Annotated in this window: 23 protein-coding genes; 17 read left to right on the top strand and 6 right to left on the bottom strand. The window is 69.9% G+C overall.

Features of this window, described 5'->3' with window-relative positions:
• The first annotated feature begins 54 nt into the window (after nt 1-54).
• Nucleotides 55-2,166: a transglycosylase domain-containing protein gene (locus ACGF3C_RS09830; RefSeq protein WP_393220445.1), complete on the top strand. Its 2,112-nt coding sequence runs from the start codon at nt 55-57 to the stop codon at nt 2,164-2,166.
• 239 nt (nt 2,167-2,405) lie between these two features.
• Here the strand turns inward: ACGF3C_RS09830 and ACGF3C_RS09835 are convergent, their stop codons facing one another.
• Nucleotides 2,406-3,869, bottom strand: a complete 1,464-nt coding sequence (locus ACGF3C_RS09835; RefSeq protein ID WP_393220448.1) for an SDR family oxidoreductase — start codon at nt 3,867-3,869, stop codon at nt 2,406-2,408.
• 35 nt (nt 3,870-3,904) lie between these two features.
• Here ACGF3C_RS09835 and glyA point away from each other — a divergent pair, with 35 nt between their 5' ends.
• From glyA to ACGF3C_RS09900, 13 genes are all read left to right on the top strand, one after another.
• Nucleotides 3,905-5,194 (top strand): serine hydroxymethyltransferase, encoded by a 1,290-nt coding sequence (gene glyA, locus ACGF3C_RS09840; RefSeq protein WP_355008066.1) that lies wholly within the window; start codon nt 3,905-3,907, stop codon nt 5,192-5,194.
• Nucleotides 5,187-5,612, top strand: a complete 426-nt coding sequence (locus ACGF3C_RS09845) for a hypothetical protein (protein ID WP_357222273.1) — start codon at nt 5,187-5,189, stop codon at nt 5,610-5,612. The genes glyA and ACGF3C_RS09845 overlap by 8 nt, the downstream gene beginning before the upstream one ends.
• Before the next feature lie 181 nt (nt 5,613-5,793).
• Nucleotides 5,794-6,030 carry a hypothetical protein gene (locus ACGF3C_RS09850; RefSeq protein ID WP_355008064.1) on the top strand — a complete coding sequence of 79 codons (237 nt, stop codon included), beginning with the start codon at nt 5,794-5,796 and terminating at the stop codon, nt 6,028-6,030.
• Nucleotides 6,031-6,041: 11 nt separating this feature from the next.
• On the top strand, nt 6,042-6,839 hold the full coding sequence (gene atpB, locus ACGF3C_RS09855; RefSeq protein WP_124857598.1) for a F0F1 ATP synthase subunit A: 798 nt from the start codon (nt 6,042-6,044) through the stop codon (nt 6,837-6,839).
• 63 nt (nt 6,840-6,902) lie between these two features.
• Nucleotides 6,903-7,130 (top strand): ATP synthase F0 subunit C, encoded by a 228-nt coding sequence (locus tag ACGF3C_RS09860; protein WP_074314047.1) that lies wholly within the window; start codon nt 6,903-6,905, stop codon nt 7,128-7,130.
• 32 nt (nt 7,131-7,162) lie between these two features.
• The gene (locus tag ACGF3C_RS09865; RefSeq protein WP_393220791.1) at nt 7,163-7,702 is read left to right on the top strand and encodes a F0F1 ATP synthase subunit B; all 540 of its coding nucleotides are present in this window, start codon (nt 7,163-7,165) and stop codon (nt 7,700-7,702) included.
• Complete coding sequence (locus tag ACGF3C_RS09870) at nt 7,702-8,523, top strand: F0F1 ATP synthase subunit delta (RefSeq protein ID WP_357222275.1); 822 nt, start codon at nt 7,702-7,704, stop codon at nt 8,521-8,523. Before ACGF3C_RS09865 ends, ACGF3C_RS09870 begins: the two co-directional genes overlap by 1 nt.
• A 141-nt stretch (nt 8,524-8,664) precedes the next feature.
• On the top strand, nt 8,665-10,317 hold the full coding sequence (gene atpA, locus ACGF3C_RS09875; RefSeq protein ID WP_393220455.1) for a F0F1 ATP synthase subunit alpha: 1,653 nt from the start codon (nt 8,665-8,667) through the stop codon (nt 10,315-10,317).
• Nucleotides 10,318-10,321: 4 nt separating this feature from the next.
• Nucleotides 10,322-11,251, top strand: coding sequence for a F0F1 ATP synthase subunit gamma (locus ACGF3C_RS09880; protein WP_334501836.1), 930 nt, complete (start codon nt 10,322-10,324; stop codon nt 11,249-11,251).
• The gene (gene atpD / locus ACGF3C_RS09885; RefSeq protein ID WP_357222280.1) at nt 11,251-12,687 is read left to right on the top strand and encodes a F0F1 ATP synthase subunit beta; all 1,437 of its coding nucleotides are present in this window, start codon (nt 11,251-11,253) and stop codon (nt 12,685-12,687) included. Before ACGF3C_RS09880 ends, atpD begins: the two co-directional genes overlap by 1 nt.
• A 224-nt stretch (nt 12,688-12,911) precedes the next feature.
• Nucleotides 12,912-14,054, top strand: coding sequence for an LCP family protein (locus ACGF3C_RS09890; RefSeq protein ID WP_393220794.1), 1,143 nt, complete (start codon nt 12,912-12,914; stop codon nt 14,052-14,054).
• 88 nt (nt 14,055-14,142) lie between these two features.
• Nucleotides 14,143-14,424: a F0F1 ATP synthase subunit epsilon gene (locus ACGF3C_RS09895; RefSeq protein WP_355008058.1), complete on the top strand. Its 282-nt coding sequence runs from the start codon at nt 14,143-14,145 to the stop codon at nt 14,422-14,424.
• Nucleotides 14,425-14,436: 12 nt separating this feature from the next.
• Entirely contained in the window at nt 14,437-14,892 is a 456-nt protein-coding gene (locus tag ACGF3C_RS09900) for a DUF2550 domain-containing protein (RefSeq protein WP_355008057.1), read from the top strand.
• A 308-nt stretch (nt 14,893-15,200) separates the two neighbouring features.
• Here ACGF3C_RS09900 and ACGF3C_RS09905 read toward each other — a convergent pair whose 3' ends face one another.
• Nucleotides 15,201-15,773 carry a cob(I)yrinic acid a,c-diamide adenosyltransferase gene (locus ACGF3C_RS09905; RefSeq protein ID WP_091405871.1) on the bottom strand — a complete coding sequence of 191 codons (573 nt, stop codon included), beginning with the start codon at nt 15,771-15,773 and terminating at the stop codon, nt 15,201-15,203.
• Between ACGF3C_RS09905 and murA the strand changes: the two genes are divergently transcribed.
• Nucleotides 15,772-17,214: a UDP-N-acetylglucosamine 1-carboxyvinyltransferase gene (gene murA, locus ACGF3C_RS09910; protein WP_357234071.1), complete on the top strand. Its 1,443-nt coding sequence runs from the start codon at nt 15,772-15,774 to the stop codon at nt 17,212-17,214. The genes ACGF3C_RS09905 and murA overlap by 2 nt on opposite strands.
• Nucleotides 17,215-17,309: 95 nt before the next feature.
• Nucleotides 17,310-18,158 carry a 3-hydroxyacyl-CoA dehydrogenase family protein gene (locus tag ACGF3C_RS09915; protein ID WP_393220461.1) on the top strand — a complete coding sequence of 283 codons (849 nt, stop codon included), beginning with the start codon at nt 17,310-17,312 and terminating at the stop codon, nt 18,156-18,158.
• A gap of 36 nt (nt 18,159-18,194) precedes the next feature.
• Here the strand turns inward: ACGF3C_RS09915 and ACGF3C_RS09920 are convergent, their stop codons facing one another.
• Together ACGF3C_RS09920 and ACGF3C_RS09925 are read right to left on the bottom strand one after the other, a co-directional pair.
• Entirely contained in the window at nt 18,195-19,040 is an 846-nt protein-coding gene (locus tag ACGF3C_RS09920) for an ABC transporter permease (RefSeq protein ID WP_238670528.1), read from the bottom strand.
• Nucleotides 19,037-19,888: an ABC transporter ATP-binding protein gene (locus ACGF3C_RS09925; RefSeq protein WP_393220465.1), complete on the bottom strand. Its 852-nt coding sequence runs from the start codon at nt 19,886-19,888 to the stop codon at nt 19,037-19,039. The genes ACGF3C_RS09920 and ACGF3C_RS09925 overlap by 4 nt, the downstream gene beginning before the upstream one ends.
• A gap of 151 nt (nt 19,889-20,039) precedes the next feature.
• Here ACGF3C_RS09925 and ACGF3C_RS09930 point away from each other — a divergent pair, with 151 nt between their 5' ends.
• Complete coding sequence (locus tag ACGF3C_RS09930) at nt 20,040-22,046, top strand: protein meaA (RefSeq protein ID WP_393220468.1); 2,007 nt, start codon at nt 20,040-20,042, stop codon at nt 22,044-22,046.
• A gap of 40 nt (nt 22,047-22,086) precedes the next feature.
• Here ACGF3C_RS09930 and ACGF3C_RS09935 read toward each other — a convergent pair whose 3' ends face one another.
• Together ACGF3C_RS09935 and ACGF3C_RS09940 are read right to left on the bottom strand one after the other, a co-directional pair.
• Nucleotides 22,087-22,383: a DUF1540 domain-containing protein gene (locus ACGF3C_RS09935; RefSeq protein WP_357234863.1), complete on the bottom strand. Its 297-nt coding sequence runs from the start codon at nt 22,381-22,383 to the stop codon at nt 22,087-22,089.
• 83 nt (nt 22,384-22,466) lie between these two features.
• Entirely contained in the window at nt 22,467-23,084 is a 618-nt protein-coding gene (locus ACGF3C_RS09940) for a DUF4126 domain-containing protein (protein ID WP_355008049.1), read from the bottom strand.
• Nucleotides 23,085-23,112 lie beyond the last annotated feature (28 nt).

Consider the following 23,112-nt stretch of genomic DNA (forward strand, 5'->3'; position numbering starts at 1 on the left):
TTCCGGGTCATTCTGAACGGGTCCTAGCGTGACCGGCTCCTGCGGGGAGAGCTGATGATCCGGGCCCAACTCGACAAACTGCTGACCGTGGTGATCGCCGGAGTGCTGGCCGGGTTGGTGCTGGCCGCCGCCGCACTGCCCGCGGCCCTGGTCTTCGGGATCGGCTTCAGCGCCCTGTCGACGCCGTACTCGGAGCTGCCGAACACACTCCGGACGCCGCCCACCGCGCAGCGCTCCAACCTGTACGCCAACGACGGCACCACCCTGATCACCTCCTTCTACCAGGAGGACCGGGTGGACGTGCCGCTGCACGAGGTGGCTCCGGTCATGCGCCGGGCGATCGTGGCCGCCGAGGACGTCCGGTTCTACCAGCACAGCGGGGTCGACCTGCGGGGCGTCGTGCGCGCGTTCACAGTCAACAAGCGCGACGGCCAGACCCGGCAGGGCGCCTCCACGCTGACCATGCAGTACGTCCGCAACGTGCTCAGCAACGACCCTCGGCTGACCGAGGCGCAACGGGACGCCGCCACCGAACTCACCACCGTCCGCAAGCTCCAGGAGATGCGGTACGCGCTCGCGTTGGAGCGGGAACTCGACAAGGACGAGATCCTGACCCGTTACCTCAACATCGCCTACTTCGGTGCCGGGGCGTACGGCATCGCGGCGGCCAGCAAGCGGTACTTCTCCCGCTCCCCGGCCGAGCTGACCCTGGCCCAGGCGGCACTGCTCGCCGGTCTGGTGCGCTCGCCGGACAGCGACGACCCGATCAACGGCGACGCCGACAGCGCGGTGGCCCGACGGTCGTACGTGTTGGAGCGGCTGGTGGAGACGGGGCAGGTGCCGGCGGACGCCGCAGCGGCGGCCCGCGCCGAACCGCTGCAACTGCGGCCCAGCGAGACCCCGAACGACTGCACGGGTGTGCCCGACGCGCACCGCGACTGGGGCTTCTTCTGCGACTGGTTCACCCGCTGGTGGAGCAGCCAGTCCGCGTTCGGGGCGACCGCCGACGAACGGCAACGCACGCTGCGCCGGGGCGGTTTCTCGATCGTGTCGTCGCTGGACCCGGGGGTGCAGCGGGCCACCACCGAGCAGGTGCTGAAGATCTACGCGCCGACCAGGGCCGAGGCGGTGCCCACCGCGGTGGTGCAACCGGGCACCGGGCGGGTGCTGGCCATGTCGGTGAACCGCGCCTACAGCGTGGCGGACAACCCGGTCGGGCAGAAGAACCGACCGAACACCGTCAACCAGTTGGTCGCCGGCGGCGGCGCGATCGAGGGGTACCAGGGCGGGTCGACGTTCAAGCTCTTCACCCTGCTCGCCGCGCTGGAGTCCGGCCTGCCGCTGTCGACCGACTTCGTGGCGCCGACCCAGCTGCTCACCCGCTTCCCGGTGACCGGGGCAGCGAGCTGCGACGGACGCTGGTGCCCGGCGAACGCCAGCCCGTCGTCGATGGACGGCCCCCGCACCATGTGGAGCGCGTTCGGCCGCTCAGTGAACACGTACTTCGCCTGGCTCACCGAGAAGGTCGGCGCCGACCGGGTGGTGGAGATGGCCGAGCGGCTCGGCATCGTGCTGCGGGCCGAGTCCGACGCCAAGCTGGCCCGCTACGGCGCGAAGGACTGGGGTCCGTTCACCCTGGGCGTGGCCGCGACCACCCCGTTGGACCTGGCCAGCGCGTACGCCACAGTGGCAGCCGAGGGGACCTGGTGCGCGCCGCTGCCGGTGGTCTCGATCACCGACTCGGGCGGCCGACCGGTCGACGCCGCCAAGCCGGACTGCCGACAGGTGCTCGACCCCGACGTGGCACGGGCGGCCACCGACGCGGCCCGCTGCCCGGTCGGCGACCAGTCGATGTACGGGCGCTGCGACGGCGCCACCGCACCCGGGCTGCGGGCGAAGCTCGGCCGCCCGGTGGCGGGCAAGACCGGCAGTTCCGAGCGGTACGAGACGGAGACGGTGGTGGCGTTCACGCCGCAACTCGCGGTCGCCTCGATGGCCGCGAACCCGGACGATCCCCGGGACGCGGTCGGTCAGGCGGTGCAGGCCCAGATGGTGAACGCGGTCGGCGAGGTGCTCGCCTTCGCCCTGCGCGACCAACCGGTCCGCGATTTCGTCCCGCCGAGCGAACGCACCGCCTTCCAAACCCAACCCCAAGCCGGCAACTAACCCCACCCCACCCCGAGCCCCATCCCGCCCCGCACCGGGCCCCACCCCGCCCTGCCCCGGACCGCGCCCTGCCCCGGGCCCCGCCCTGCCCCGCGCCCGCCTCACTCCCGCGATCTTGCAGTTTCTGTCGCGACAAAGGGTGCCCAAGCTCTCAAATCGACAACACAAAGTGCAAGATCGCGGAGTGGGGCGGGCGGGAGTGCGGCGGCGTTGCGGGAGGCAGGGGAGGCGCGGGGTGGTTAGCGGGGCTGTTCGGCGTTGCGGGCTATGTTGCGGGCCATTCCGCCGAAGACCACCGCGTGGAACGGGGCCACCGACTTCCAGTAGGCGTGCCCCGGCAGGCCGCGCGGCAGGAAGACGGCGCGTTGCTGGTAGCGGCTGCGGCCGTCGTCGGCCGGCAGGACCCGCATCTCCAGCCAGGCCCGACCGGGTAGGCGCATTTCGGCGCGTAGTCGCAGCAGCTCACCCGGGATGATCTCCTCGACCCGCCAGAAGTCCAGCGCCTCGCCGACCTGGAGGCGGTGCGGGTCGCGTCGACCTCGCCGCAGCCCGACCCCGCCGACCAGCCGGTCCAGCCAGCCGCGGATCGACCAGGCGAGGGGGAACGAGTACCAGCCGTGTTCGCCACCGACGCCCTCGACGACCCGCCAGAGTGCGGTGGGTGGTGCGTCGACCGTCCGCTCCCGGACGTCGGTGTAGGCGGTGCCACCGGACCACACCGGGTCGGTGGGCAGTGGCTCGGCGGGCGCGTCCGGGCCGCTCGCTGTGGACCAGCGGGTCTCCACCTGGGCGTCGCGCACCTTGGCGAGCGCCAGCGCCACCGCCTCGTCGAAGCCGGTCAGCCCGCCGGGTGGGTCCGGGATGTAGCGGGCGATGTCGTGTTCGTGGGCGACCGCCTCGTGGATCAGGCTCTCCACCAGGGGGCGGGCGATCTTGTTCGGCACCGGGGTGATCAGCCCGACCCAGTGCGAGGAGAGGGACGGGGTGAGCGGGCGGACCGGCACGATGATCCGCCGGCGCAGCCCGGCCACCCGGGCGTAACGCTGCATCATCTCGCGGAAGGTCAGCACGTCCGGACCGCCGACGTCGAAGCCCCGGTTGACCTCGGCCGGCAGGTCGGCGCAGCCGGCCAGGTAGTGCAGCACGTCGCGGACCGCTATCGGTTGGATCCGGTTGCGGACCCAACGTGGGGTGATCATGGCGGGCAGCCGCTCGGTCAGGTAACGCAGCATCTCGAACGACGCCGAGCCGGACCCGATGATCACCGCGGCGCGGAGCACCGCAGTGGGCACCCCGCTGCCCAGCAGGATCCGGCCGACCTCGGCGCGGGACCGCAGGTGCGGGGAGGGCACCTCCGCGTCGGACGCCGGCTCGGGGCCGCCCAGGTAGATGATCCGCCGTACGCCGGCCGCGTGCGCGGCGGCCGCGAAGTTGGTCGCCGCCGCCCGGTCGGCTGCCTCGAAGTCGGACCGGCCCAGCGAGTGCACCAGGAAGTACGCGACGTCCACGTCGGCGAACGCGGCGGGCAGTGTCTCCGGCCGACTCAGGTCTCCTTCGACGATTTCGGCCGACGAGGCCCAGGGCACGTCGCGCAGCCGTACCGCCTTGCGGGCGAGGCAGCGCACTGTGTGCCCGTCGGCGAGCAGCAGCGGCGTCAGCCGCCCGCCGATGTAGCCGGTAGCGCCGGTGACGAGGCATCTCACGGGTTCCAGTGTGCGGCCCCCTAGACTCGTTCGCTGTGGAGACCGAGACGAGCACCTTCTGGGGGCCGGATTTCGCGCAGCTCAGGGCCACCGACCCGGAGATCGCCGGGGTGGTCCTCGGCGAGTTGGACCGGTTGCGCGGGGGCCTGCAGCTCATCGCCAGCGAGAACCTGACCTCGCCGGCGGTGCTGGCCGCGCTCGGTTCGACGCTGACGAACAAGTACGCCGAGGGTTATCCGGGCCGGCGCTACTACGGCGGTTGTGCCGAGGTGGACCGGGCCGAGGAGATCGGCATCGCCCGGGCCAAGGAACTCTTCGGGGCCGAGCACGCGAACCTCCAGCCGCACTCCGGGGCGAGCGCCAACCTGGCCGCGTACGCCGCGTTGGTGCAGCCGGGGGACACGGTGCTGGCGATGGACCTGCCGCACGGCGGGCACCTCACCCACGGCAGCCGCGTGAACTTCTCCGGCAAGTGGTTCCACCCGGTCGGCTACCCGGTCCGGCCGGACACCGAGCAGATCGACTACGACGAGGTACGGGACCTGGCGCGGGCGCACCGACCCAAGCTGATCATCTGTGGGGCCACCGCGTACCCGCGCCTGATCGACTTCGCGCGGTTCCGGGAGATCGCCGACGAGGTCGGCGCGTACCTGATGGTGGACGCTGCGCACTTCATCGGCCTGGTCGCCGGTCGGGCGATCCCGTCGCCGGTGCCGTACGCCGATGTCGTCTGCGCCACCACCCACAAGGTGCTGCGCGGGCCGCGCGGCGGCATGATCCTGTGCCGCGAGTCGCTGGCCCAGCGGATCGACAAGGCGGTCTTCCCGTTCACCCAGGGCGGCCCGCTGATGCACGCGGTCGCGGCCAAGGCGGTCGCGCTGCGCGAGGCCGCCCAGCCGGAGTTCCAGACGTACGCCCGGCAGGTGGTCAGCAACGCCCAGGCGCTCGCCGCCGGGCTGGCCGACGAGGGGATGCGCCCGGTGTCCGGTGGCACCGACACCCACCTCGCCCTGATCGACCTGCGGGAGCTGGGGGTGACCGGCACCGAGGCCGAGCGCCGCTGCGACGCCGCGTCGATCACCCTGAACAAGAACGCCATCCCGTACGACCCGCAGCCGCCGATGGTGGCCTCCGGCATCCGGGTGGGCACACCGAGCGTCACCACCCAGGGGATGCGCGAGGGGGAGTTGCGTCAGGTGGCGACCCTGATCGCCCGTGCGGTGCGCACCGATCCCGGTGCTGCGGGCGGGGTCGACGAGTTGACCCGGCTCGGTGCCGAGGTGGCCGAGCTGGTCGCGGCGTTCCCGGCGTACCCCCGTGGCTGAGCCCGGGGTGGTCGAGCCGGGCACCGACCGGCGGTGGCGGCTGCGGCACCTGCCGGTGTTGCTGGCCGCGTCGGCGGCGCTCGGCGTGGTCGCCGCTGTGGTGGGCGGGGTGACCGGCGGTGTGACGGCCGCGGTCGGCGCGGCGGCCGGCGTGGGCGTCACGGTGCTCAGCTACACCCTCACCACGGTGGTGCTGGCGCGGGCCGACCAGGTCAACCCGCAGTTGCTTCTGCCGCTCGGGGTGGGCCTGTACGTGCTGAAGTTCAGCCTGTTGGGTGCGGTGCTGGTGGCGGTGGCGTCGACTGGTTGGCCCGGTTTGATCCCTCTTTGCCTTGGCATCGTCGCCGGGGTGGCAGTGTGGACAGCGGTGCACCTCTGGTGGCTGACCACGGTGCACGCTCGCCGGCCGCACGGCTGACCCGGCGGTCGTCCCAACCAGCGGACGCGCCGCAATGTGTCGGCCTCCGGTCATTTTCCGACGGGCGGAAGGGGAGTAGCGTGCCCACAGACGACGGCGCCCACGAGAAGCCCACACAACGACGGTTGTGCGGGGGGTGAGGCACAGCCTCGTCTTCCCGGCTGATATCGTTCGCCCCGTCATGGCTGGTGACCAAACCCCCCGTCCCGCCGGTGATTCGGACGATTATCCGTCCGGCGCCGGTCAGGGTTGGACCGCGCTCAGCTACCTCATCGGAGGAATGCTCGTGTGGGGTTTCATCGGCTGGCTGGTCGACCAGTGGCTCGATACAGGTGGCGTCGCCACCGGGATCGGCGTCGTGCTCGGCGTGACCGGGGGGATCATCCTCGTCGTCCGTCGGCTCGGCACGCCTACTTAGGAAGGGACACGGTGTTCGGACAGGCGAACGTTCTGGCAGCGGGCCAGGCGGCATTCCCACCCAGTGTGGACGACTTCTACCTGCCCGCGATCGTGCCCTGGGGCGCGGAGAACGCCCCGTGGTTCACCAAGTTCACGCTGATGATCTGGATCGCGGTCGGCGTTCTGATCATCTTCTTCCTGGCGACCTATCGGAACCCGCAGTTGGTGCCGACCAAGAAGCAGTGGTTCGCCGAGTCGATCTACGGCTTCGTGCGCAACAACATCTCGGTCGACATGATCGGTCACCAGGGCGTGCGGTTCGCTCCGTACTTCACGACGCTGTTCTGCTTCGTGCTGTTGACGAACTCGTTCGCGATCATTCCGTTCTTCCAGATCTCGCCGAACTCGCACATCGCCTTCCCGGCGATCCTCGCGGTGATCAGCTACGTGCTGTTCAACTACATCGGCATCCGGCACCACGGCTTCGGCAAATACTTCAAGCACGCCCTGATCCCGCCGGCACCGTGGTACATCCTGCCGCTGCTGATCCCGATCGAGGCGTTCTCGACCTTCATCATCCGGCCGTTCTCGCTGGCCGTCCGTCTCTTCGCGAACATGTTCGCCGGCCACATGCTCCTGCTGGTCTTCACGCTCGGCGGCTTCGCGATGCTCAACGCCAACGCCTGGCTGGCGCCGATCTCGGTGGTCTCCTGGGTGATGACAGTGGCGCTGACCCTCCTCGAGGCGCTGGTCATCGTCCTGCAGGCATACGTCTTCACCGTGCTGAGCGCCAGCTACATCCAGGGCGCGCTCGCCGAAGAGCACTGATCCACGCACCAACCGTTGTCGTCCCGCGTGAGAGTCACGCGTGATAACCAGGAGGAACCACTAATGGATTACGTCGCCGCGGTAGAGGGCAGCACCGCCGCCATCGGCTACGGCCTCGCGGCCATCGGCCCGGGCATCGGCGTTGGCCTGGTCTTCGCCGCCTACATCCAGTCGACCGCCCGGCAGCCCGAGTCGTCGCGCATGACCCTGCCGTACGTCTGGATCGGCTTCGCCGTCATCGAGGCGCTCGCGCTGTTCGGCATCGCCTTCGGCTTCATCTGGGCCGGCTGATTCCGCCCCTTCCGACCGGGAGGTCACCCATGTTGTTCCTCCTCGCCGCCGAGGGTGGTGAGTCAGAGCACAACCCGATCATTCCGATCTGGCAGGAGATCGTGGTCGGCACGGTCGCCTTCGCCGTGCTCTGCTTCGTGTTGATGAAGTTCGTCTTCCCGCGCATGGAGCAGACGTTCCAGGCTCGGGTCGACGCGATCGAGGGCGGCATCAAGCGCGCCGAGGCCGCCCAGGCCGAGGCGAACCAGCTGCTCGAGCAGTACCGTGCCCAGCTCGCTGAGGCTCGGACCGACGCCGCCAAGATCCGTGACGACGCGCGGGCCGACGCCGAGGGCATCCGCCAGGACATCCTCGCCAAGGCGCGGGAAGAGTCCGACCGGGTCATCCAGGCGGGCAAGGACGCGCTCGCCGGCGAGCGGGCCACCATCGTGCGCGAGCTGCGCGCGGAGGTCGGCACCATCGCGGTGGACCTGGCCAGCAAGATCGTTGGCGAGTCGCTGGCCGACGAGGCGCGGCGTAAGGGCACCGTCGACCGGTTCCTGAGCGGTCTCGAGAGCACGGGGGCCCGCTGATGCAGGCCGCCAGCCGGGAGTCGTACAAGGTCGCGGCCGAGCGCCTCGACGCGTACGTCCGCGGCGCGGAGCCGTCGGCGGTGGCCTCCACCGCCGACGCCATCCTCTCCGTGGCGACCCTGCTGCGGCGTGAGCCGCGGCTGCGCCGGGCGCTCTCCGAGCCGGCCCGCTCCGGCGAGGATCGCGGAGCGCTGCTCGGCGACATGCTGGGCGGGCGGATCGGCGCGGACGCGCTCGACCTGCTCGTGTCGCTGGTCGCCGGCCGGTGGTCGGCACCGTCGGAGCTGCTCGACGGCACCGAGCGGCTGGGCGTGGAGGCGCTGCTGGCCAGCGCCGACAAGGCCGGCGAGTTGGGCGAGGTCGAGGACGAGCTGTTCCGCTTCGGCCAGGTCGTCTCCGGGCAGCCGGCGCTGAACAATGCGCTCGCCGACCCGGTCGCCCCGGTCGAGCAGCGGGCCACCCTGGCCCGCGAGCTGCTCGCCGACAAGGCCCGCCCGGTCACCGTCCGCCTCGTCGAGGCGGCGCTCGGCGGGTTCGGGGGACGCTCCTTCAGCGGGGCGCTCACCCGGCTGGTCGAGCTGGCCGCCGGCCGGCGTGACCGGCAGGTGGCGTACGTGACGGTCGCGGCCCCGTTGAGTGACGAGGACGAGCGTCGGCTGGGTGCGAGCCTCACCGCGATATACGGTCGAGAGGTCTCCGTCAAGCAGACGGTCGACCCCGCCGTTCTCGGTGGCGTGAGCGTCCGGGTCGGTTCCGACCTGTACGACGGCACCATCCTGCGCCGCCTCAACGAGACCCGCAACGCGCTCGCGAAGCGCTGAACGGCTTCGCCGCCCAGCGGCTGAGCGGCTCCGCCGCTTGGCGTGAGGGCGGTTCAGCCGCCCAGCGCCCGGATTGACAGACGCCATTCGGACCGGTTGGTACTAGGTATCCCGGGCCCCTGAATTTTAAGGAAGCAGAGGATGGCCGAGCTGACCATCTCGACGGAGGAGATCCGCGGCGCCCTGGAGCGCTACGTCTCCTCCTACTCGTCCGACGTCTCCCGCGAGGAGGTCGGCACCGTCGCCGACACCGGCGACGGCATCGCCCACGTCGAGGGCCTGCCCTCGACCAAGACCAACGAGCTCCTGGAGTTCGAGGACGGCACGCTCGGCGTGGCGTTGAACCTCGACGTGCGGGAGATCGGCGTCGTCGTCCTCGGTGACTCCGCCAAGCTCGAGGAGGGCCAGCGGGTCAAGCGCACCGACCGGGTCCTCTCGGTCCCGGTCGGCGACGCCTTCCTCGGCCGCGTGGTCAACGCCCTCGGCCAGCCGATCGACGGCCTCGGCGACATCGCCGAGGAGGGCTACCGCGAGCTGGAGCTGCAGGCTCCGAACGTGATGGCCCGGCAGTCGGTGTTCGAGCCGCTGCAGACCGGCATCAAGGCCATCGACGCGATGACGCCGATCGGCCGGGGCCAGCGGCAGCTGATCATCGGTGACCGGAAGACCGGCAAGACCACCGTCGCGCTGGACGCCATCCTCAACCAGCGGGACAACTGGCGCACCGGCGACCCGAAGAAGCAGGTCCGCTGCATCTACGTCGCCATCGGCCAGAAGGCCTCCACCATCGCCTCGATCAAGGGGCAGCTGGAGGAGGCGGGCGCGCTGGAATACACCACGATCGTCGCCTCGCCGGCCTCCGACCCGGCCGGCTTCAAGTACCTCGCCCCGTACACCGGCTCGTCCATCGGGCAGCACTGGATGTACGGCGGCAAGCACGTTCTGATCGTCTTCGACGACCTGAGCAAGCAGGCCGAGGCGTACCGGGCCGTGTCGCTGCTGCTGCGTCGCCCGCCGGGCCGTGAGGCGTACCCGGGTGACGTCTTCTACCTGCACTCCCGCCTGCTGGAGCGCTGCGCGAAGCTCTCCGACGAGCTGGGTGGCGGCTCGATGACTGGTCTGCCGATCATCGAGACGAAGGCCAACGACATCTCGGCCTTCATCCCGACCAACGTCATCTCGATCACCGACGGCCAGATCTTCCTGGAGACCGACCTGTTCAACCAGGGCGTTCGTCCGGCGATCAACGTCGGCACCTCGGTCTCCCGGGTCGGTGGCGCCGCGCAGGTGAAGCCGATGAAGAAGGTCTCTGGTTCGCTGCGGCTCAACCTGGCCCAGTACCGCGAGCTGGAGGCGTTCGCCGCCTTCGCCTCGGACCTGGACCGCGCCTCGCAGAACCAGCTGAACCGTGGTTCGCGTCTGGTGGAGCTGCTCAAGCAGTCGAACTACTCGCCGTTCCCGGTGCAGGAAGAGGTCGTCTCGGTCTGGTCCGGCGTCGAGGGCAAGCTCGACGACATCCCGGTCGGCGAGGTGCGGCGCTTCGAGTCGGAGTTCCTCCAGTACCTGCGGCACAAGCACGAGGGTGTCCTCGCGTCGATCGCCGACAACCAGTGGAACGACGACATCACCGGCTCCCTGGACACCGCGATCGCGGAGTTCAAGCAGGTCTTCCTCAACAAGGAGGACGAGCGCAAGGTCAACGACGCGCCGGCCACCCCGCTTGAGGGCGACGAGAACCGCGAGACGGTGACCCGCTTCCGCGACAGCGCGACCGACCGCCCGGCCGAGAGCTGATCCCATGGCGGCCCAGGTTCGCGTTCTTCGTCAACGGATCCGCTCGGCGAAGTCGATGAAGAAGATCACCAAGGCGATGGAGCTCGTGGCGACGAGCCGGATCGCCAAGGCCCAGGCCCGGGTGCAGGCGTCCCTGCCGTACGCCCAGGCCATCACCGGTGTGCTCACGGCGCTGGCGTCCAACGCGCGGATCGACCACCCGCTGCTCACCCCGCGCGAGCGGGTGCGGCGGGCGGGCGTCCTGTTGGTCACCAGCGACCGTGGCCTGGCCGGCGGTTACAGCTCCAACGCGATCAGGATGGCCGAGTCGCTGATCGCGCGGCTCAAGGCGGACGGCAAGGAGCCGGTGCTCTACGTCATCGGGCGTAAGGGCGTCGGGTTCTACCGGTTCCGCGACCGGCCGATCGAGGCGAACTGGACCGGGTTCAGCGAGCAGCCGTCGTTCGAGGACGCCCGTACCGTGGGTGAGACGCTGATCAAGGCGTTCACCGCTGGTGCGGACGACGTCGACGGTGGCGCTGGCGCGGACGGGGTGCTCGGCGTCGACGAGTTGCACATCGTCTACACCGAGTTCCACTCGCTGATGACGCAGAACCCGGTCACGAAGATCATCGGCCCGATGCAGGTCGAGGACCGGCCGCGTTCCGAAGGACTGCTGCCGGCGTACGAGTTCGAGCCCGAGGCGGAGGCGCTGCTCGACGCGCTCCTGCCGAGGTACATCAACACGCGGATCTACGCGGCGTTGCTCGAGTCGGCGGCGAGTGAGTCGGCGGCACGGCGGCGGGCGATGAAGAGCGCCACCGACAACGCCGAAGAGATGATCGAGAAGTACACGCGTGAGATGAACTCGGCCCGTCAGGCCGGGATCACCCAGGAGATCAGCGAGATCGTCGGCGGCGCCAACGCGCTTGCCGCGTCGGGAAGTGAAGTGTGATGACTGCACCAGTAGAGACCAAGACGGCCACGGGTCGCGTGGTCCGGGTCATCGGCCCGGTCGTCGACGCCGAGTTCCCGCGCGACGGCATGCCGGCCCTGTTCAACGCCCTGAACGTCACCGTGAGCCTGTCCGGCGGTGAGAAGACGCTGACCCTGGAGGTCGCCCAGCACCTGGGTGACAACCTGGTCCGCGCCATCTCGATGCAGCCGACCGACGGTCTGGTTCGCGGCGCGGAGGTGCGTGACCTCGGCGAGCCGATCAGTGTGCCGGTGGGCGACGCGGTCAAGGGCCACGTGTTCAACGCGATCGGCGAGGTGCTCAACCTCAAAGAGGGCGAGACGTTCGAGGCCGACGACCGGTGGGGTATCCACCGCAAGGCCCCGGCCTTCGCGGACCTGGAGCCGAAGACCGAGATGCTGGAGACCGGCATCAAGGTGATCGACCTGCTCGCCCCGTACGTCAAGGGCGGCAAGATCGGTCTGTTCGGCGGCGCGGGCGTGGGCAAGACGGTGCTCATCCAGGAGATGATCACCCGTGTTGCCCGTAACTTCGGTGGTACCTCGGTCTTCGCCGGCGTGGGTGAGCGCACCCGTGAGGGCAACGACCTCATCGCCGAGATGACCGAGTCCGGCGTCATCGACAAGACCGCGCTGGTCTACGGCCAGATGGACGAGCCGCCGGGCACCCGGCTGCGGGTGGCGCTCTCCGCGCTGACCATGGCGGAGTACTTCCGCGACGTGAAGAAGCAGGAGGTGCTGCTCTTCATCGACAACATCTTCCGCTTCACCCAGGCCGGCTCCGAGGTCTCCACCCTGCTCGGGCGTATGCCGAGCGCCGTGGGTTACCAGCCGACCCTGGCGGACGAGATGGGCGAGCTCCAGGAGCGGATCACCTCCGTCCGGGGCCAGGCCATCACCTCCATGCAGGCGATCTACGTGCCGGCGGACGACTACACCGACCCCGCTCCGGCCACCACGTTCGCCCACCTGGACGCGACCACCAACCTGGAGCGGTCGATCTCCGACAAGGGCATCTACCCGGCCGTGGACCCGCTGGCGTCCTCGTCCCGGATCCTCGCCCCGGAGTTCGTCGGCCCCGAGCACTTCCAGGTCGCCACCGAGGTGAAGCGGATCCTGCAGCGCTACAAGGACCTGCAGGACATCATCGCCATCCTCGGCATCGAGGAGCTCTCCGAGGAAGACAAGATCACCGTGGCCCGGGCCCGGCGGATCGAGCGCTTCCTGTCGCAGAACACCTACGCGGCGGAGCAGTTCACCGGCGTGCCGGGCTCGACGGTCCCGATCAAGGAGACCATCGAGGCGTTCCGCAAGATCAGCGAGGGTGAGTACGATCACTTCCCCGAGCAGGCGTTCTTCATGTGCGGCGGCCTCGAGGACCTGGAGCGCAAGGCTGAGGAGCTGATGAAGGCCTGACCAGCCCTCGTCGATACCCGTAGCAAAAAGACTGCCCCGGCAATGCCGGGGCAGTCTTTTGTTCATCTTCGCGCCTTAGCATCGTCGCGGTCCGTTACTCGTGGTCGTCACTTCCGCGGCTCCCGAGCTACGGTTCGTTCCGCGCTCACCTGAACGAGCGTTGATCTTTGCAACCTTTCGACGACGTGCGCCCGTCTTCCTCGTCGTGGGCGTAACGAACGGAGCTGCTCGTGGGTAAGGCCGGCAAGAGTGGCCGCAAGGCGTCCCTCTGGCGAGGTGTGCCGCGGTGGGCCAGGCTCTGCACGGTGTTCGGCACCGTGCTGACCGTGCTCAGCGGCGCCGTGCTGGTCGGCACCGAGGTGCTGATGGCCCGCTACGAGGGGTCCGTCGGCAAGGCTGACCTCTTCGGCGACCAGGCGGCGGGCGCCCAGGCGAAGAAGAGTGACATCAAGGGGCCGCTCAACATCCTGCTCGTCGGCATCGACCCGCGTACGCCGACGGCCGCGCCGCTGGCCGACTCGATCATGGTGCTGCACGTGCCGGCCTCGATGGACCGGGCCTACCTGTTCTCGCTGCCTCGTGACCTCTACGTGCGGATCCCGGCGTTCAAGAAGGCCGAGTTCCCGGGCGAGACCACGAAGATCAACGCGGCGATGTCGTTCGGCAGCAGGGTGCCGGGGGCCAACCCTGACGCGGCACGGGGCTTCGAGTTGCTGGCCACCACCGTGCAGAACATCACCGGCATCAAGCGCTTCGACGCCGGCGCGATCATCAACTTCACCGGTTTCCAGAAGATCGTCGACGCCATGGGCGGTGTCGACATGTACATCGAGCGCGACGTGAAGTCCGAGCACAAGCAGCCGGACGGCAAGCCGCGGCCGGGCAACACCCGTGGTGAGGGCTACGTCGGCCCGCAGGCGATCTACAAGAAGGGCAACCGGCACCTGAGTGGGTGGCAGGCGCTGGACTACGTCCGGCAGCGCTACCCGAAGAACGGCGTTCCGGATTCCGACTACGGTCGCCAGCGCCACCAGCAGCAGTTCGTCAAGGCCATGGTCGGCCAGGCGTTCAGCGCCGACGTGGTGTCCAACCCGATCAAGCTGGACAAGGTGCTCCGCGCCGCCGGCCAGTCGTTGATCTTCAACGGTCGAGGCAACAGCGTCGTCGACTTCGGGCTCGCACTGAAGGACATCCGCCCGAACACCATCGAGATGATCAAGCTGCCCGGTGGTGGAGTCTTCGAGGGGCAGAAGTACCTGGGCGAGCAGTTCCAGGAAGGTGTGCCGGACTTCTTCACCGCCCTGCACAACGAGCAACTCGACCCGTTCCTGCTGGAGCACCCGGAATTCGTGAACAAGGCCAAGTAGTCAGGTCGGCGTTGTCCCCACCCGCGTTGGGCGCGCCGCATCGTCAGGCTAGACTTTCGGCAATCCGTAGCCGCAGCAAGGAGACAGCGTGGCACAGCAGCTTCACGTCGAGCTCGTCGCCGTCGAGGAGAAGGTCTGGTCCGGTGACGCCGAGATGGTCGTCGCCCGGACGACCGAAGGCGAGCTCGGTGTCCTGCCGGGGCACGCGCCGCTGCTCGGCCAACTCGCCGAGCCCGGTCAGGTGCGCATCAAGCTCGCCGGCGGCGAGCAGGTCGCCTACGAGGTGGCCGGCGGCTTCCTCTCGGTGAGCGCCGAAGGTGTCACAGTGCTGGCCGAGAGCGCAACCCCGGTCTCCGCGCAGAGCCGCTGAGCCACACCGGGGATGGAGATCGTCGAAGGATTCGGAATCGGCGTTGTCGTCATCCTCGGCGCGCTTCTGACCCTCTTCGTCCGGCGAGCTCTGGTCACCCGCAGCGGCGGCATCATCCGGCTCAGCGTCCGGGTCTCCACCATGCTCGACGGCCGCGGCTGGTCGCCCGGCTTCGGCCGGTTCGCCGGTGACGAGCTGCGCTGGTACAGGATGTTCAGCTTCGCGATCCGGCCCAAGCGGGTCCTCTCCCGCAAGGGACTGGCCGTGGAGCGCCGACGGTTGCCCGAAGGTCAGGAACGGTTCTCCATGCCGGCCGACTGGGTGATCCTGCGCTGTACCAGTCACCACGCACCGGTGGAGATCGCCATGGCGCGATCGACAGTGACCGGTTTTCTTTCCTGGCTCGAGGCCGCCCCTCCGGGGGCGGTCTCGCCGCGTATGGCCTCCCAGGACTGGCCGGCTGCCTGATCGGCCCTGTGTTGCTCTTTCGGGTTTCCGGGGGAGCCCGCCCGGCTCCGGGCGGTCAGGCTTGATCCCTGCGCCGGGCAGGCTCCCCCCGGAAACCCCTTCGTGGGCACGGCCCGCCGACTCGGGTTTCCTGAAACCGTGGTGTCCCCGTGGCGAGGATGGCCCGACGTCATGGAACCCGAGTCGATCTAGACGCTGACTCGCCCTGGCCCTGGCGGGGGTCGCCGGAGGACGAGTCGGCCTTGGCTACGCGTGGTGGCGGTCAGAGTGGGAACTCAGACCTCGACGTGGTGCGGAGCGCCCGACGTTCAGCGCTTGCCGCCCGGCACCCATAGCACGTCTCCTGCCGGATTTGCCGTTCTTGACAGGATAAAGAGCAGATCGGAGAGCCGGTTGAGATACTTTGCCGGGAGCGTGCTGGTTCGTTCCGGATCGTGGCTGACCAGCGCCCACGCTGCCCGTTCGGCACGCCGGGCGACGGTCCGCGCCACGTGCAGCAGCGCCGCACCTGCGGTGCCGCCGGGGAGGATGAAGGAGTCGAGCTTGCTCAGGCGTGCGTTGTACTCGTCGCACCAGCCCTCCAGGCGCTCGACGTACTCCTCGGTGACCCGCAGCGGCGGGTACTTCGGCTCCGGCTCGACCGGGGTGGACAGGTCGGCGCCGACGTCGAACAGGTCGTTCTGCACCGACCCCAGCACGCCGCGAAGCTCCTCGTCGAGGTTTCCCAGCGCGAGCGCGACGCCGATCGCCGCGTTGCACTCGTCGACATCCGCGTACGCGGCGATCCGTGGATCGGTCTTCGGCACCTGCTCGTTGTTGCTCAGCCTGGTCATGCCGGCGTCGCCGGCCTTGGTGTAGATGCGCGTGAGGTGGACGGCCATGACGCACAGCCTACGGATTCCCGACCTGACGATCCCGGCGCGGCCGGACAGCACCGCCGGCTGGCCGGTGGTGGTGGGCCCCGGCGACGCCGGCGATTCGGCGGTCAACGATGTCGACGTCATCCGGGTACGCGGTGACGCCCGACTGTCCGGCACCGTGCACGTGGTCGGTGCCAAGAACTCGGCGTTGAAGCTGATGGCCGCCGCGCTGCTCGCGCCGGGCCGCAGTGTGATCACCAACGTCCCCCGGATCACCGACATCGCGATCATGGGGGAGGTGCTACGTCGGCTGGGCTGCGACGTCCAGTTCGACGTGGACGACCCGGTCGACCCGATGGTCGCCCGGGGCGGGGTGGCCCGGTCCCGGTCGGTGACGATCGACGTACCCGAGCAGCCGGGCGCGGAGGCCGACTACGACCTGGTCCGACGGTTGCGCGCGTCGATCTGCGTGCTCGGCCCGTTGCTGGCCCGCCGGGGGTACGTGCGGGTGGCCCATCCCGGCGGTGACGCGATCGGGTCGCGGGGGTTGGACATGCACATCTCCGGGCTGACCCGGATGGGCGCGGAGATCTCCGGTGAGCACGGGTTCGTCATCGCATCCGCCCCGCACGGGCTGCGCGGCGCGGACATCGTGCTGGATTTTCCCAGCGTCGGCGCGACCGAGAACCTGGTGATGGCAGCGGTGCTGGCCCAGGGCACCACGATGATCGACAACGCGGCCCGGGAGCCGGAGATCGTCGACATCTGCACGATGCTCAACCAGATGGGCGCGCGCATCGTCGGCGCGGGCACGTCGACGTTGCGCATCACCGGTGTGCCCGGTCTGCGTCCGGTGCGCCACGCCACGGTGGGGGACCGGATCGTCGCCGGCACCTGGGCGTTCGGCGCGGCGATGACCCGCGGCGACGTGACGGTGACCGGGCTCGACCCGGCCTTCCTGGAGGTCGCCCTGGACAAGGTGGTGGCGGCCGGCGCGCTGGTGGAGACCCGGGGGGACGGCTTCCGCGTACGGATGGACGAGCGGCCCCGGGCGGTGGACGTGGTGACGCTGCCGTACCCCGGTTTCGCCACCGACCTGCTGCCGATGGCGATTGGGCTGGCGGCCGTCAGCGACGGTGCCTCCCTGATCACCGAGAACATCTTCGACGGCCGGTTCATGTTCGCCAACGAGATGATGCGGCTCGGCGCGGACATCAAGACCGATGGGCACCACGCGGTGGTCCGTGGACGGGGCCGGCTCTCCGGCGCACCGGTGCAGGCGACCGACATCCGCGCCGGCGCCGGGCTGATCATCGCCGGGCTGTGCGCGCAGGGGGTCACCGAGGTGTCCCACGTGCACCACGTGGACCGGGGTTACCCGGACTTCGTGGCCGACCTGCGTGCGCTCGGGGTGGCGGTCGAGCGGGGCACCACCCCGGAGGAACCGTCACTGGAGATCTGAGGCCCCCACGACCCGGCCCGACCACCACTTAGCCATCGTTCAGGCTCGCCGACTAGGGTGCAGGCAGGCACTCAATCGCAGCGAGGGAGAAGCAGATGGCGGGTCGACTCGCGGTCGTCGGGGCCGGGTTGATGGGTTCCGGCATCGCCCAGGTGGCGGCGCAGGCGGGCTGGCAGGTGACGCTGCGCGACCTGGACGAGGCGGCCACCACCCGGGGTCTGGGCGGTATTCGGAAGTCTCTGGAGAAGTTCGCCGAGAAGGGCAAGATCGAGGCCTCCGAGGTCGAGGCGACGCTGGCTCGGATCACGCCGACCACCGACCTGGAGGCGGCGGCGGACGCGGACATCGTGGTCGAGGCGGTCTTCGAGCGGTTGGAGATCAAGCACGAGGTGTTCCGCGCTCTGGACAAGATCTGCAAGTCGGACGCGGTGCTCGCCACCAACACCTCGGCGATCCCGGTCAGCCAGATCGCCGCGGTGACCGAGCGGCCCGAGGCGGTGGTCGGCACGCACTTCTTCTCCCCGGTGCCGATGATGCAGCTCTGCGAGCTGGTACGCGGTTACAAGACCAGCGACGCCACGCTGGACACCGCGCGGGTCTTCGCCGAGGAGATCGGCAAGACGGTTGTGGTGGTGAACCGGGACATCGCCGGCTTCGTCACCACCCGGCTGATCTCCGCCCTGGTGATGGAGGCGGTCAAGCTGGTCGAGTCCGGCGTGGTGTCAGCGGAGGACCTGGACACCGCCTGCCGGCTGGGCTTCGGGCACGCGATGGGCCCGTTGGCCACCACCGACCTGACCGGGGTGGACGTGCTGCTGCACGCCTCGAAGAACATCTACACCGACACCGCCGACGAGAAGTTCTTCCCGCCGGAGCTGCTCCAGCGGATGGTCACCGCTGGTGACCTGGGCCGCAAGACCGGCAAGGGCTTCTACACGTACTGAGTGGTGGCGGCCGGGGCGGGCACCCGCCCCGGCCGCTCAGCCGTCGCGCTTGGTGGTCCAGCGGAAGGTGGTCAGGCAGACCACCGCACCGATCACGCACCAGAGAGCCAGCACCACCGCCACCCGGCCCAGCTCGAACGAGCCGCCCGGTTCCTGGGCGCCGAAGCTCTCCGGCAGGAAGACCGACCGGAGCCCCTGGCACATCCACTTGAGCGGGAACAGCGCCGCCACCTGCTGCATCCAGGTGGGCAGGTCGGTGAAGACGAAGAACACCCCGGAGATGAACTGAAGGATCAGGGACACCGGGGTGACCACCGCCGAGCCGCTGCGGGCGGTGCTGGCCACCGACGAGATGGCGATGCCGCACAGGGTGCACGCGATCACCCCGAGCACGGCGACCCAGCCGAAGGTGAGCCACTTCCCGGCGGTGCCCGGCAGGTCGAGGTCGAACAGCGCCACCGCGAAGGCCAGCAGCAGCGCCGTCTCGGCGATGCCGATCACCACCACCATGATCACCTTGCCGGCGAACCAGACCCACTTCGGCATCGGCGTGCCCCGGTAGCGCTTGAGCACGCCCCGGTCCCGCTCGACCGGGATCCAGATGCCGAGGTTCTGAAAGCTCACAGTCATCAGGCCGGTCGCGATCATGCCGGTGATGAAGTACTGCGTGAACTTCACCCCACCGCCGATCGTCCCATGGAAGATCGACGCGAAGATCAGGATCATGATGATCGGGAAGCCCATGGTGAAGACCACCGACTCCCGGCTGCGCAGGAACTGGGTGATCTCCAGCCGGCCCTGGCGCAGGGCGAGCGCGCCGGCACCCGGCCGCCGGCCGCGGGTCGCGGTGACCGGCGTCGCCGGCTTCGTCGTGGTCGTCATCGCGAGTGTCCGATCATGGTGAGGTAGACGTCCTCCAGGGTCGGCCGGGTCACCGTCAGCCCGGGGACCTCACCGCCGTGACGCGCGGCGAGGTCGGCCACGAGGGCCGTCGGCGTCGCGCTCTGCGCGCTTTCCAGCGTCCCGGCCGGGGTACGCCAGGAGACCGTGGCGAGGGCCTCCTGCCGATTGCCCAGGCGGTTGGGCGCGGCGACCTCGACAAGTCGGCCACCGGCGATCACCCCGACCCGGTCGGCGAGCGCTTCCGCCTCGTCCAGGTAGTGGGTGGTGAGCACGATTGTGGTGCCGGCGGCGGCCAGGTCGCGGATCAGCTCCCAGAACTCGCGACGCGCCTCCGGGTCGAAGCCGGTGGTCGGCTCGTCGAGGAAGAGCAGCTCCGGCCGGCCGACGATGCCGAGGGCCACGTCCAGGCGGCGCTTCTGGCCGCCGGAGAGGGTGTGTGTGCGGGCCTTCGCCTTGCCGGCCAGCCCGACCCGCTCGATCACCTTCGCCGGGTCGTCGGCGTCGAGGTAGAAGCCAGAGAAGTGCCGAATCACCTCGGCCACCGTCAGCTCGTCGAACTCGCCGGTGCCCTGGAGCACGATGCCGACCCGGGAACGCCAGTCGGCGTCGGGGTTGGCCGGGTCCACGCCGAGCACGGAGACCTCGCCGGCATCCCGGTGTCGGTAACCCTCAAGGATCTCCACGGTGGTGGTCTTGCCGGCGCCGTTCGGGCCGAGCAACGCGAACACCTCGCCACGGCGCACGTCGAGATCCACGCCCGCCACCGCTACGTTGTCGCCGTACGCCTTGCGCAGCCCTCGGACGGAGATGGCCAGCTCGTCATCCATGCCGTCCAGTGTGCGTCCTGACCCGCCCTGCGTGGTGCCCGGGGTGTGGCGTTCCGCGCCACTGCGGGAACTTGACACCTGGACGTCCCCGACATGGACCTGTGTGGTTTTCCACAGCTCCTTTTACTGAACGGTAACTTAGACTCCGGCCATGGATGAGACGCCATTCCCGGGGCGACTGCCCGAGCGGGACCGCCCGTGGGTGATGCGCACCTACGCCGGCCACTCGTCGGCCGCGGCGACGAACGCGCTCTTCCGCCGCAACCTGGCGAAGGGGCAGACCGGCCTGTCGGTCGCCTTCGACCTGCCCACCCAGACCGGGTACGACCCGGACCACGAACTCGCCGCCGGCGAGGTCGGACGGGTCGGCGTGCCGGTGGCTCACCTCGGCGACATGCGGGCGCTCTTCGACGGTCTCCCGCTCGCCGAGACGAACACCTCGATGACCATCAACGCCCCGGCGATGTGGCTGCTCGCCCTGTACAGCACCGTCGGGCTGGAGCAGGGCGCCGACCTGGCCCGCTGCGCCGGCACCACCCAGAACGACATCATCAAGGAGTACCTGTCCCGGGGCACCTACATCTTCCCGCCGGCGGCGTCGCTGCGGCTCACCGCCGACGTGGTGGCGTACACGCTGCGCGAGATGCCCCGGTGGAACCCGGTGAACATCTGCTCGTACCACCTCCAGGAGGCCGGTGCCACGCCCGTGCAGGAGGTCGGCTTCGCGCTGGCCACCGCCGTCGCCGTGCTCGACGCGGTCCGCGACTCCGGTCAGGTGCCCGCCGAACGGATGGGCGACGTGGTCCAGCGGATCTCGTTCTTCGTCAACGCCGGGGTGCGCTTCGTCGAGGAGATCGCCAAGATGCGCGCGTTCGGCGTGCTCTGGGACGAGATCACCCGGGACCGGTACGGGGTCACCGACGCCAGACAACGGCGGTTCCGCTACGGCGTGCAGGTCAACTCGCTCGGCCTGACCGAGGCGCAGCCGGAGAACAACATCCAGCGCATCGTGCTGGAGATGCTCGGCGTGACGATGTCCCGCGACGCCCGGGCCCGCGCCGTCCAACTGCCCGCCTGGAACGAGGCGCTCGGCCTGCCCCGCCCCTGGGACCAGCAGTGGTCGCTGCGGATGCAGCAGGTCCTGGCGTACGAGTCGGACCTGCTCGAATATCCCGACCTCTTCGCCGGCTCGCACGTGATGACCGCACTCGTCGACGAGATCGTCACCGGGGCGCGGGCCGAGTTGGGCGCGGTGCTCAAGCTGGGCGGCGTCGTCGCCGCAGTGGAGACCGGCTACCTCAAGAGCGCGCTGGTCGCGTCACTCGCCGAGCGGCGTCGGCGGATGGAGTCCGGTGCCGACGTGGTGGTCGGGGTCAACCGGTACACCGAGACCGAACCCTCCCCGCTGACCGCTGCCGGCGCGGGCTCCGTCGAGCAGGTCGACCCCGCGGTCGAGGCGGCCGCCGTGGACGGCGTACGCCGGTGGCGGTCCGACCGGGACGCGGCCGTCGTCGACGCGGCGCTGGCCCGGCTGCGCGCGGACGCCGCGACCACCGCCAACCTGATGCCGGCCACCCTGGAGTGCGTGCGGGCCGGGGTGACCACCGGCGAGTGGGCCGGCGCGCTGCGCCAGGTCTTCGGCGAGTACCGGGCGCCGACCGGGCTGGCCGGCGCTACGGGCGGCGGCGGGGAGCCGGGCCTCGCGGCGGTCCGCGAGCGGGTCGCCGCGACGGCGCGGGAGCTGGGCAGTGGCCGGCTGCGGCTGCTGGTCGGCAAACCCGGCCTGGACGGGCACTCCAACGGCGCGGAGCAGATCGCGGTACGTGCCCGTGACGCCGGCTTCGAGGTCGTCTACCAGGGCATTCGGTTGACCGCGGGGCAGATCGTCGCCGCCGCTGTCGAGGAGGACGTCGACCTGGTCGGGCTCTCCGTGCTCTCCGGGTCGCACCTGGCCGCCGTGCCGGCGGTGCTCGACGGGCTTCGCGCCGCAGGCCGGGCCGACCTGCCGGTGGTGGTGGGCGGCATCATCCCGGCCGGTGACGCGGACACCCTCCGCGCGGCCGGGGTCGCCCGGGTCTTCACCCCGAAGGACTTCGCCCTCACCGGCATCATCGACGACCTGGTGACCGTCATCCGTCGCGCCAACGACCTGCCCTGACCGAAGGGCCGTCTCGGGCAGGTCGTCGGCCCGGCGTGGGTCAGCGGCTGGTGTAGGTCATGCAGTCGGCCATGTCGTTGTCCGGGCCGACCCTGATCGACGACGCGTGGCACTCCAACTGCTCGTTGTGCCGGCAGTCGGCGCGCTGGCACGCCCCCACCTGCGCGATCAGGCTCTCCACGCCACCCCGGACGGGCGACTCGACGAAGGTGTGGCAGTGGGCGTGATCCATGCTGCCGATGGTGATCGCGAAGGCGTGGCAGTCACCCGACTGGTTGTACGCGCATGCGGCGACCACGCATTCCTGGACTCGGGGCATCTCCAACGCTGCGGTCATGCCGACCTCCTCTAGGCTCCTGCCCCGATACTAGGCTTTTGTCGCCCCGTGCAGCCCCGGTATCGCGGGCCGCCGATCACGCGTCAGACGCGGAAGCCGGCGGCGCGGGCGGCCTCCCGTTCGCGGCGTCGATCGGATCGACGACGGAAGAACCAGAAGGCGAAGAACGCCAGGCCGACGAGGGCGACGAGCACCAGCACCGGCAGGATGATCGCCACCAGGGAGACCACCACGCTGGTGGCGTCCTCGGCGGTGCTGGCGACCGGGGCGCCGATTCCGGCGGTGGTCGCGTTGATCACCGGCCGGGCTGCGGACTTGAGCAGATGCACGCCCAACGCCAGCAGCACGCCGGTGACGACCGGCACCCACTGGTGCGACGAGAAGAAGCTCCCCGGATCGCTGACCGTCACCGTCTCCGACGAGGAGCCGGCACCGAAGGCCAGGCCACCGGCGGTGGGTCGGACCACGGTCTGCACCACGTCGTTGATGTGGTCGACCACTGGCACCTTGTCCGCCACCATCTCCACGGCGAGCAGCACGGCCATGATCGCGATGACCCAGCCGTTGCCGAGCCAGGTCCAGCCGCTGGGCAGGTCGATCAGGTCGGTGTAACGGCCGAGTAGGCCGAGGATGAGCAGGGGTATGTAGGCGTTGAGCCCCGCCGATGCGGCGAGACCGGTGCCGGTGAGGACTTCGAACACGGTCTCAGCATCGCATCGACGCGCCAGT

The sequence above is a fragment of the Micromonospora sp. NPDC047762 genome (assembly GCF_043204655.1).
Lineage (GTDB): Bacteria > Actinomycetota > Actinomycetes > Mycobacteriales > Micromonosporaceae > Micromonospora.

What these genes read in the sequence shown, in the direction of transcription:
- ACGF3C_RS09930 (WP_393220468.1), top strand. Translation starts at nt 20,040, where the DNA reads ATGGATGAGACGCCATTCCCGGGGCGACTGCCCGAGCGGGACCGCCCG.
- ACGF3C_RS09900 (WP_355008057.1), top strand. Translation starts at nt 14,437, where the DNA reads ATGGAGATCGTCGAAGGATTCGGAATCGGCGTTGTCGTCATCCTCGGC.
- ACGF3C_RS09850 (WP_355008064.1), top strand. Translation starts at nt 5,794, where the DNA reads ATGGCTGGTGACCAAACCCCCCGTCCCGCCGGTGATTCGGACGATTAT.
- ACGF3C_RS09830 (WP_393220445.1), top strand. Translation starts at nt 55, where the DNA reads ATGATCCGGGCCCAACTCGACAAACTGCTGACCGTGGTGATCGCCGGA.
- atpD (WP_357222280.1), top strand. Translation starts at nt 11,251, where the DNA reads ATGACTGCACCAGTAGAGACCAAGACGGCCACGGGTCGCGTGGTCCGG.
- ACGF3C_RS09860 (WP_074314047.1), top strand. Translation starts at nt 6,903, where the DNA reads ATGGATTACGTCGCCGCGGTAGAGGGCAGCACCGCCGCCATCGGCTAC.
- ACGF3C_RS09935 (WP_357234863.1), bottom strand. Translation starts at nt 22,383, where the DNA reads ATGACCGCAGCGTTGGAGATGCCCCGAGTCCAGGAATGCGTGGTCGCC.
- murA (WP_357234071.1), top strand. Translation starts at nt 15,772, where the DNA reads ATGACGCACAGCCTACGGATTCCCGACCTGACGATCCCGGCGCGGCCG.
- ACGF3C_RS09925 (WP_393220465.1), bottom strand. Translation starts at nt 19,888, where the DNA reads ATGGATGACGAGCTGGCCATCTCCGTCCGAGGGCTGCGCAAGGCGTAC.
- ACGF3C_RS09880 (WP_334501836.1), top strand. Translation starts at nt 10,322, where the DNA reads ATGGCGGCCCAGGTTCGCGTTCTTCGTCAACGGATCCGCTCGGCGAAG.
- ACGF3C_RS09905 (WP_091405871.1), bottom strand. Translation starts at nt 15,773, where the DNA reads ATGGCCGTCCACCTCACGCGCATCTACACCAAGGCCGGCGACGCCGGC.
- ACGF3C_RS09915 (WP_393220461.1), top strand. Translation starts at nt 17,310, where the DNA reads ATGGCGGGTCGACTCGCGGTCGTCGGGGCCGGGTTGATGGGTTCCGGC.
- atpA (WP_393220455.1), top strand. Translation starts at nt 8,665, where the DNA reads ATGGCCGAGCTGACCATCTCGACGGAGGAGATCCGCGGCGCCCTGGAG.
- ACGF3C_RS09870 (WP_357222275.1), top strand. Translation starts at nt 7,702, where the DNA reads ATGCAGGCCGCCAGCCGGGAGTCGTACAAGGTCGCGGCCGAGCGCCTC.
- ACGF3C_RS09920 (WP_238670528.1), bottom strand. Translation starts at nt 19,040, where the DNA reads ATGACGACCACGACGAAGCCGGCGACGCCGGTCACCGCGACCCGCGGC.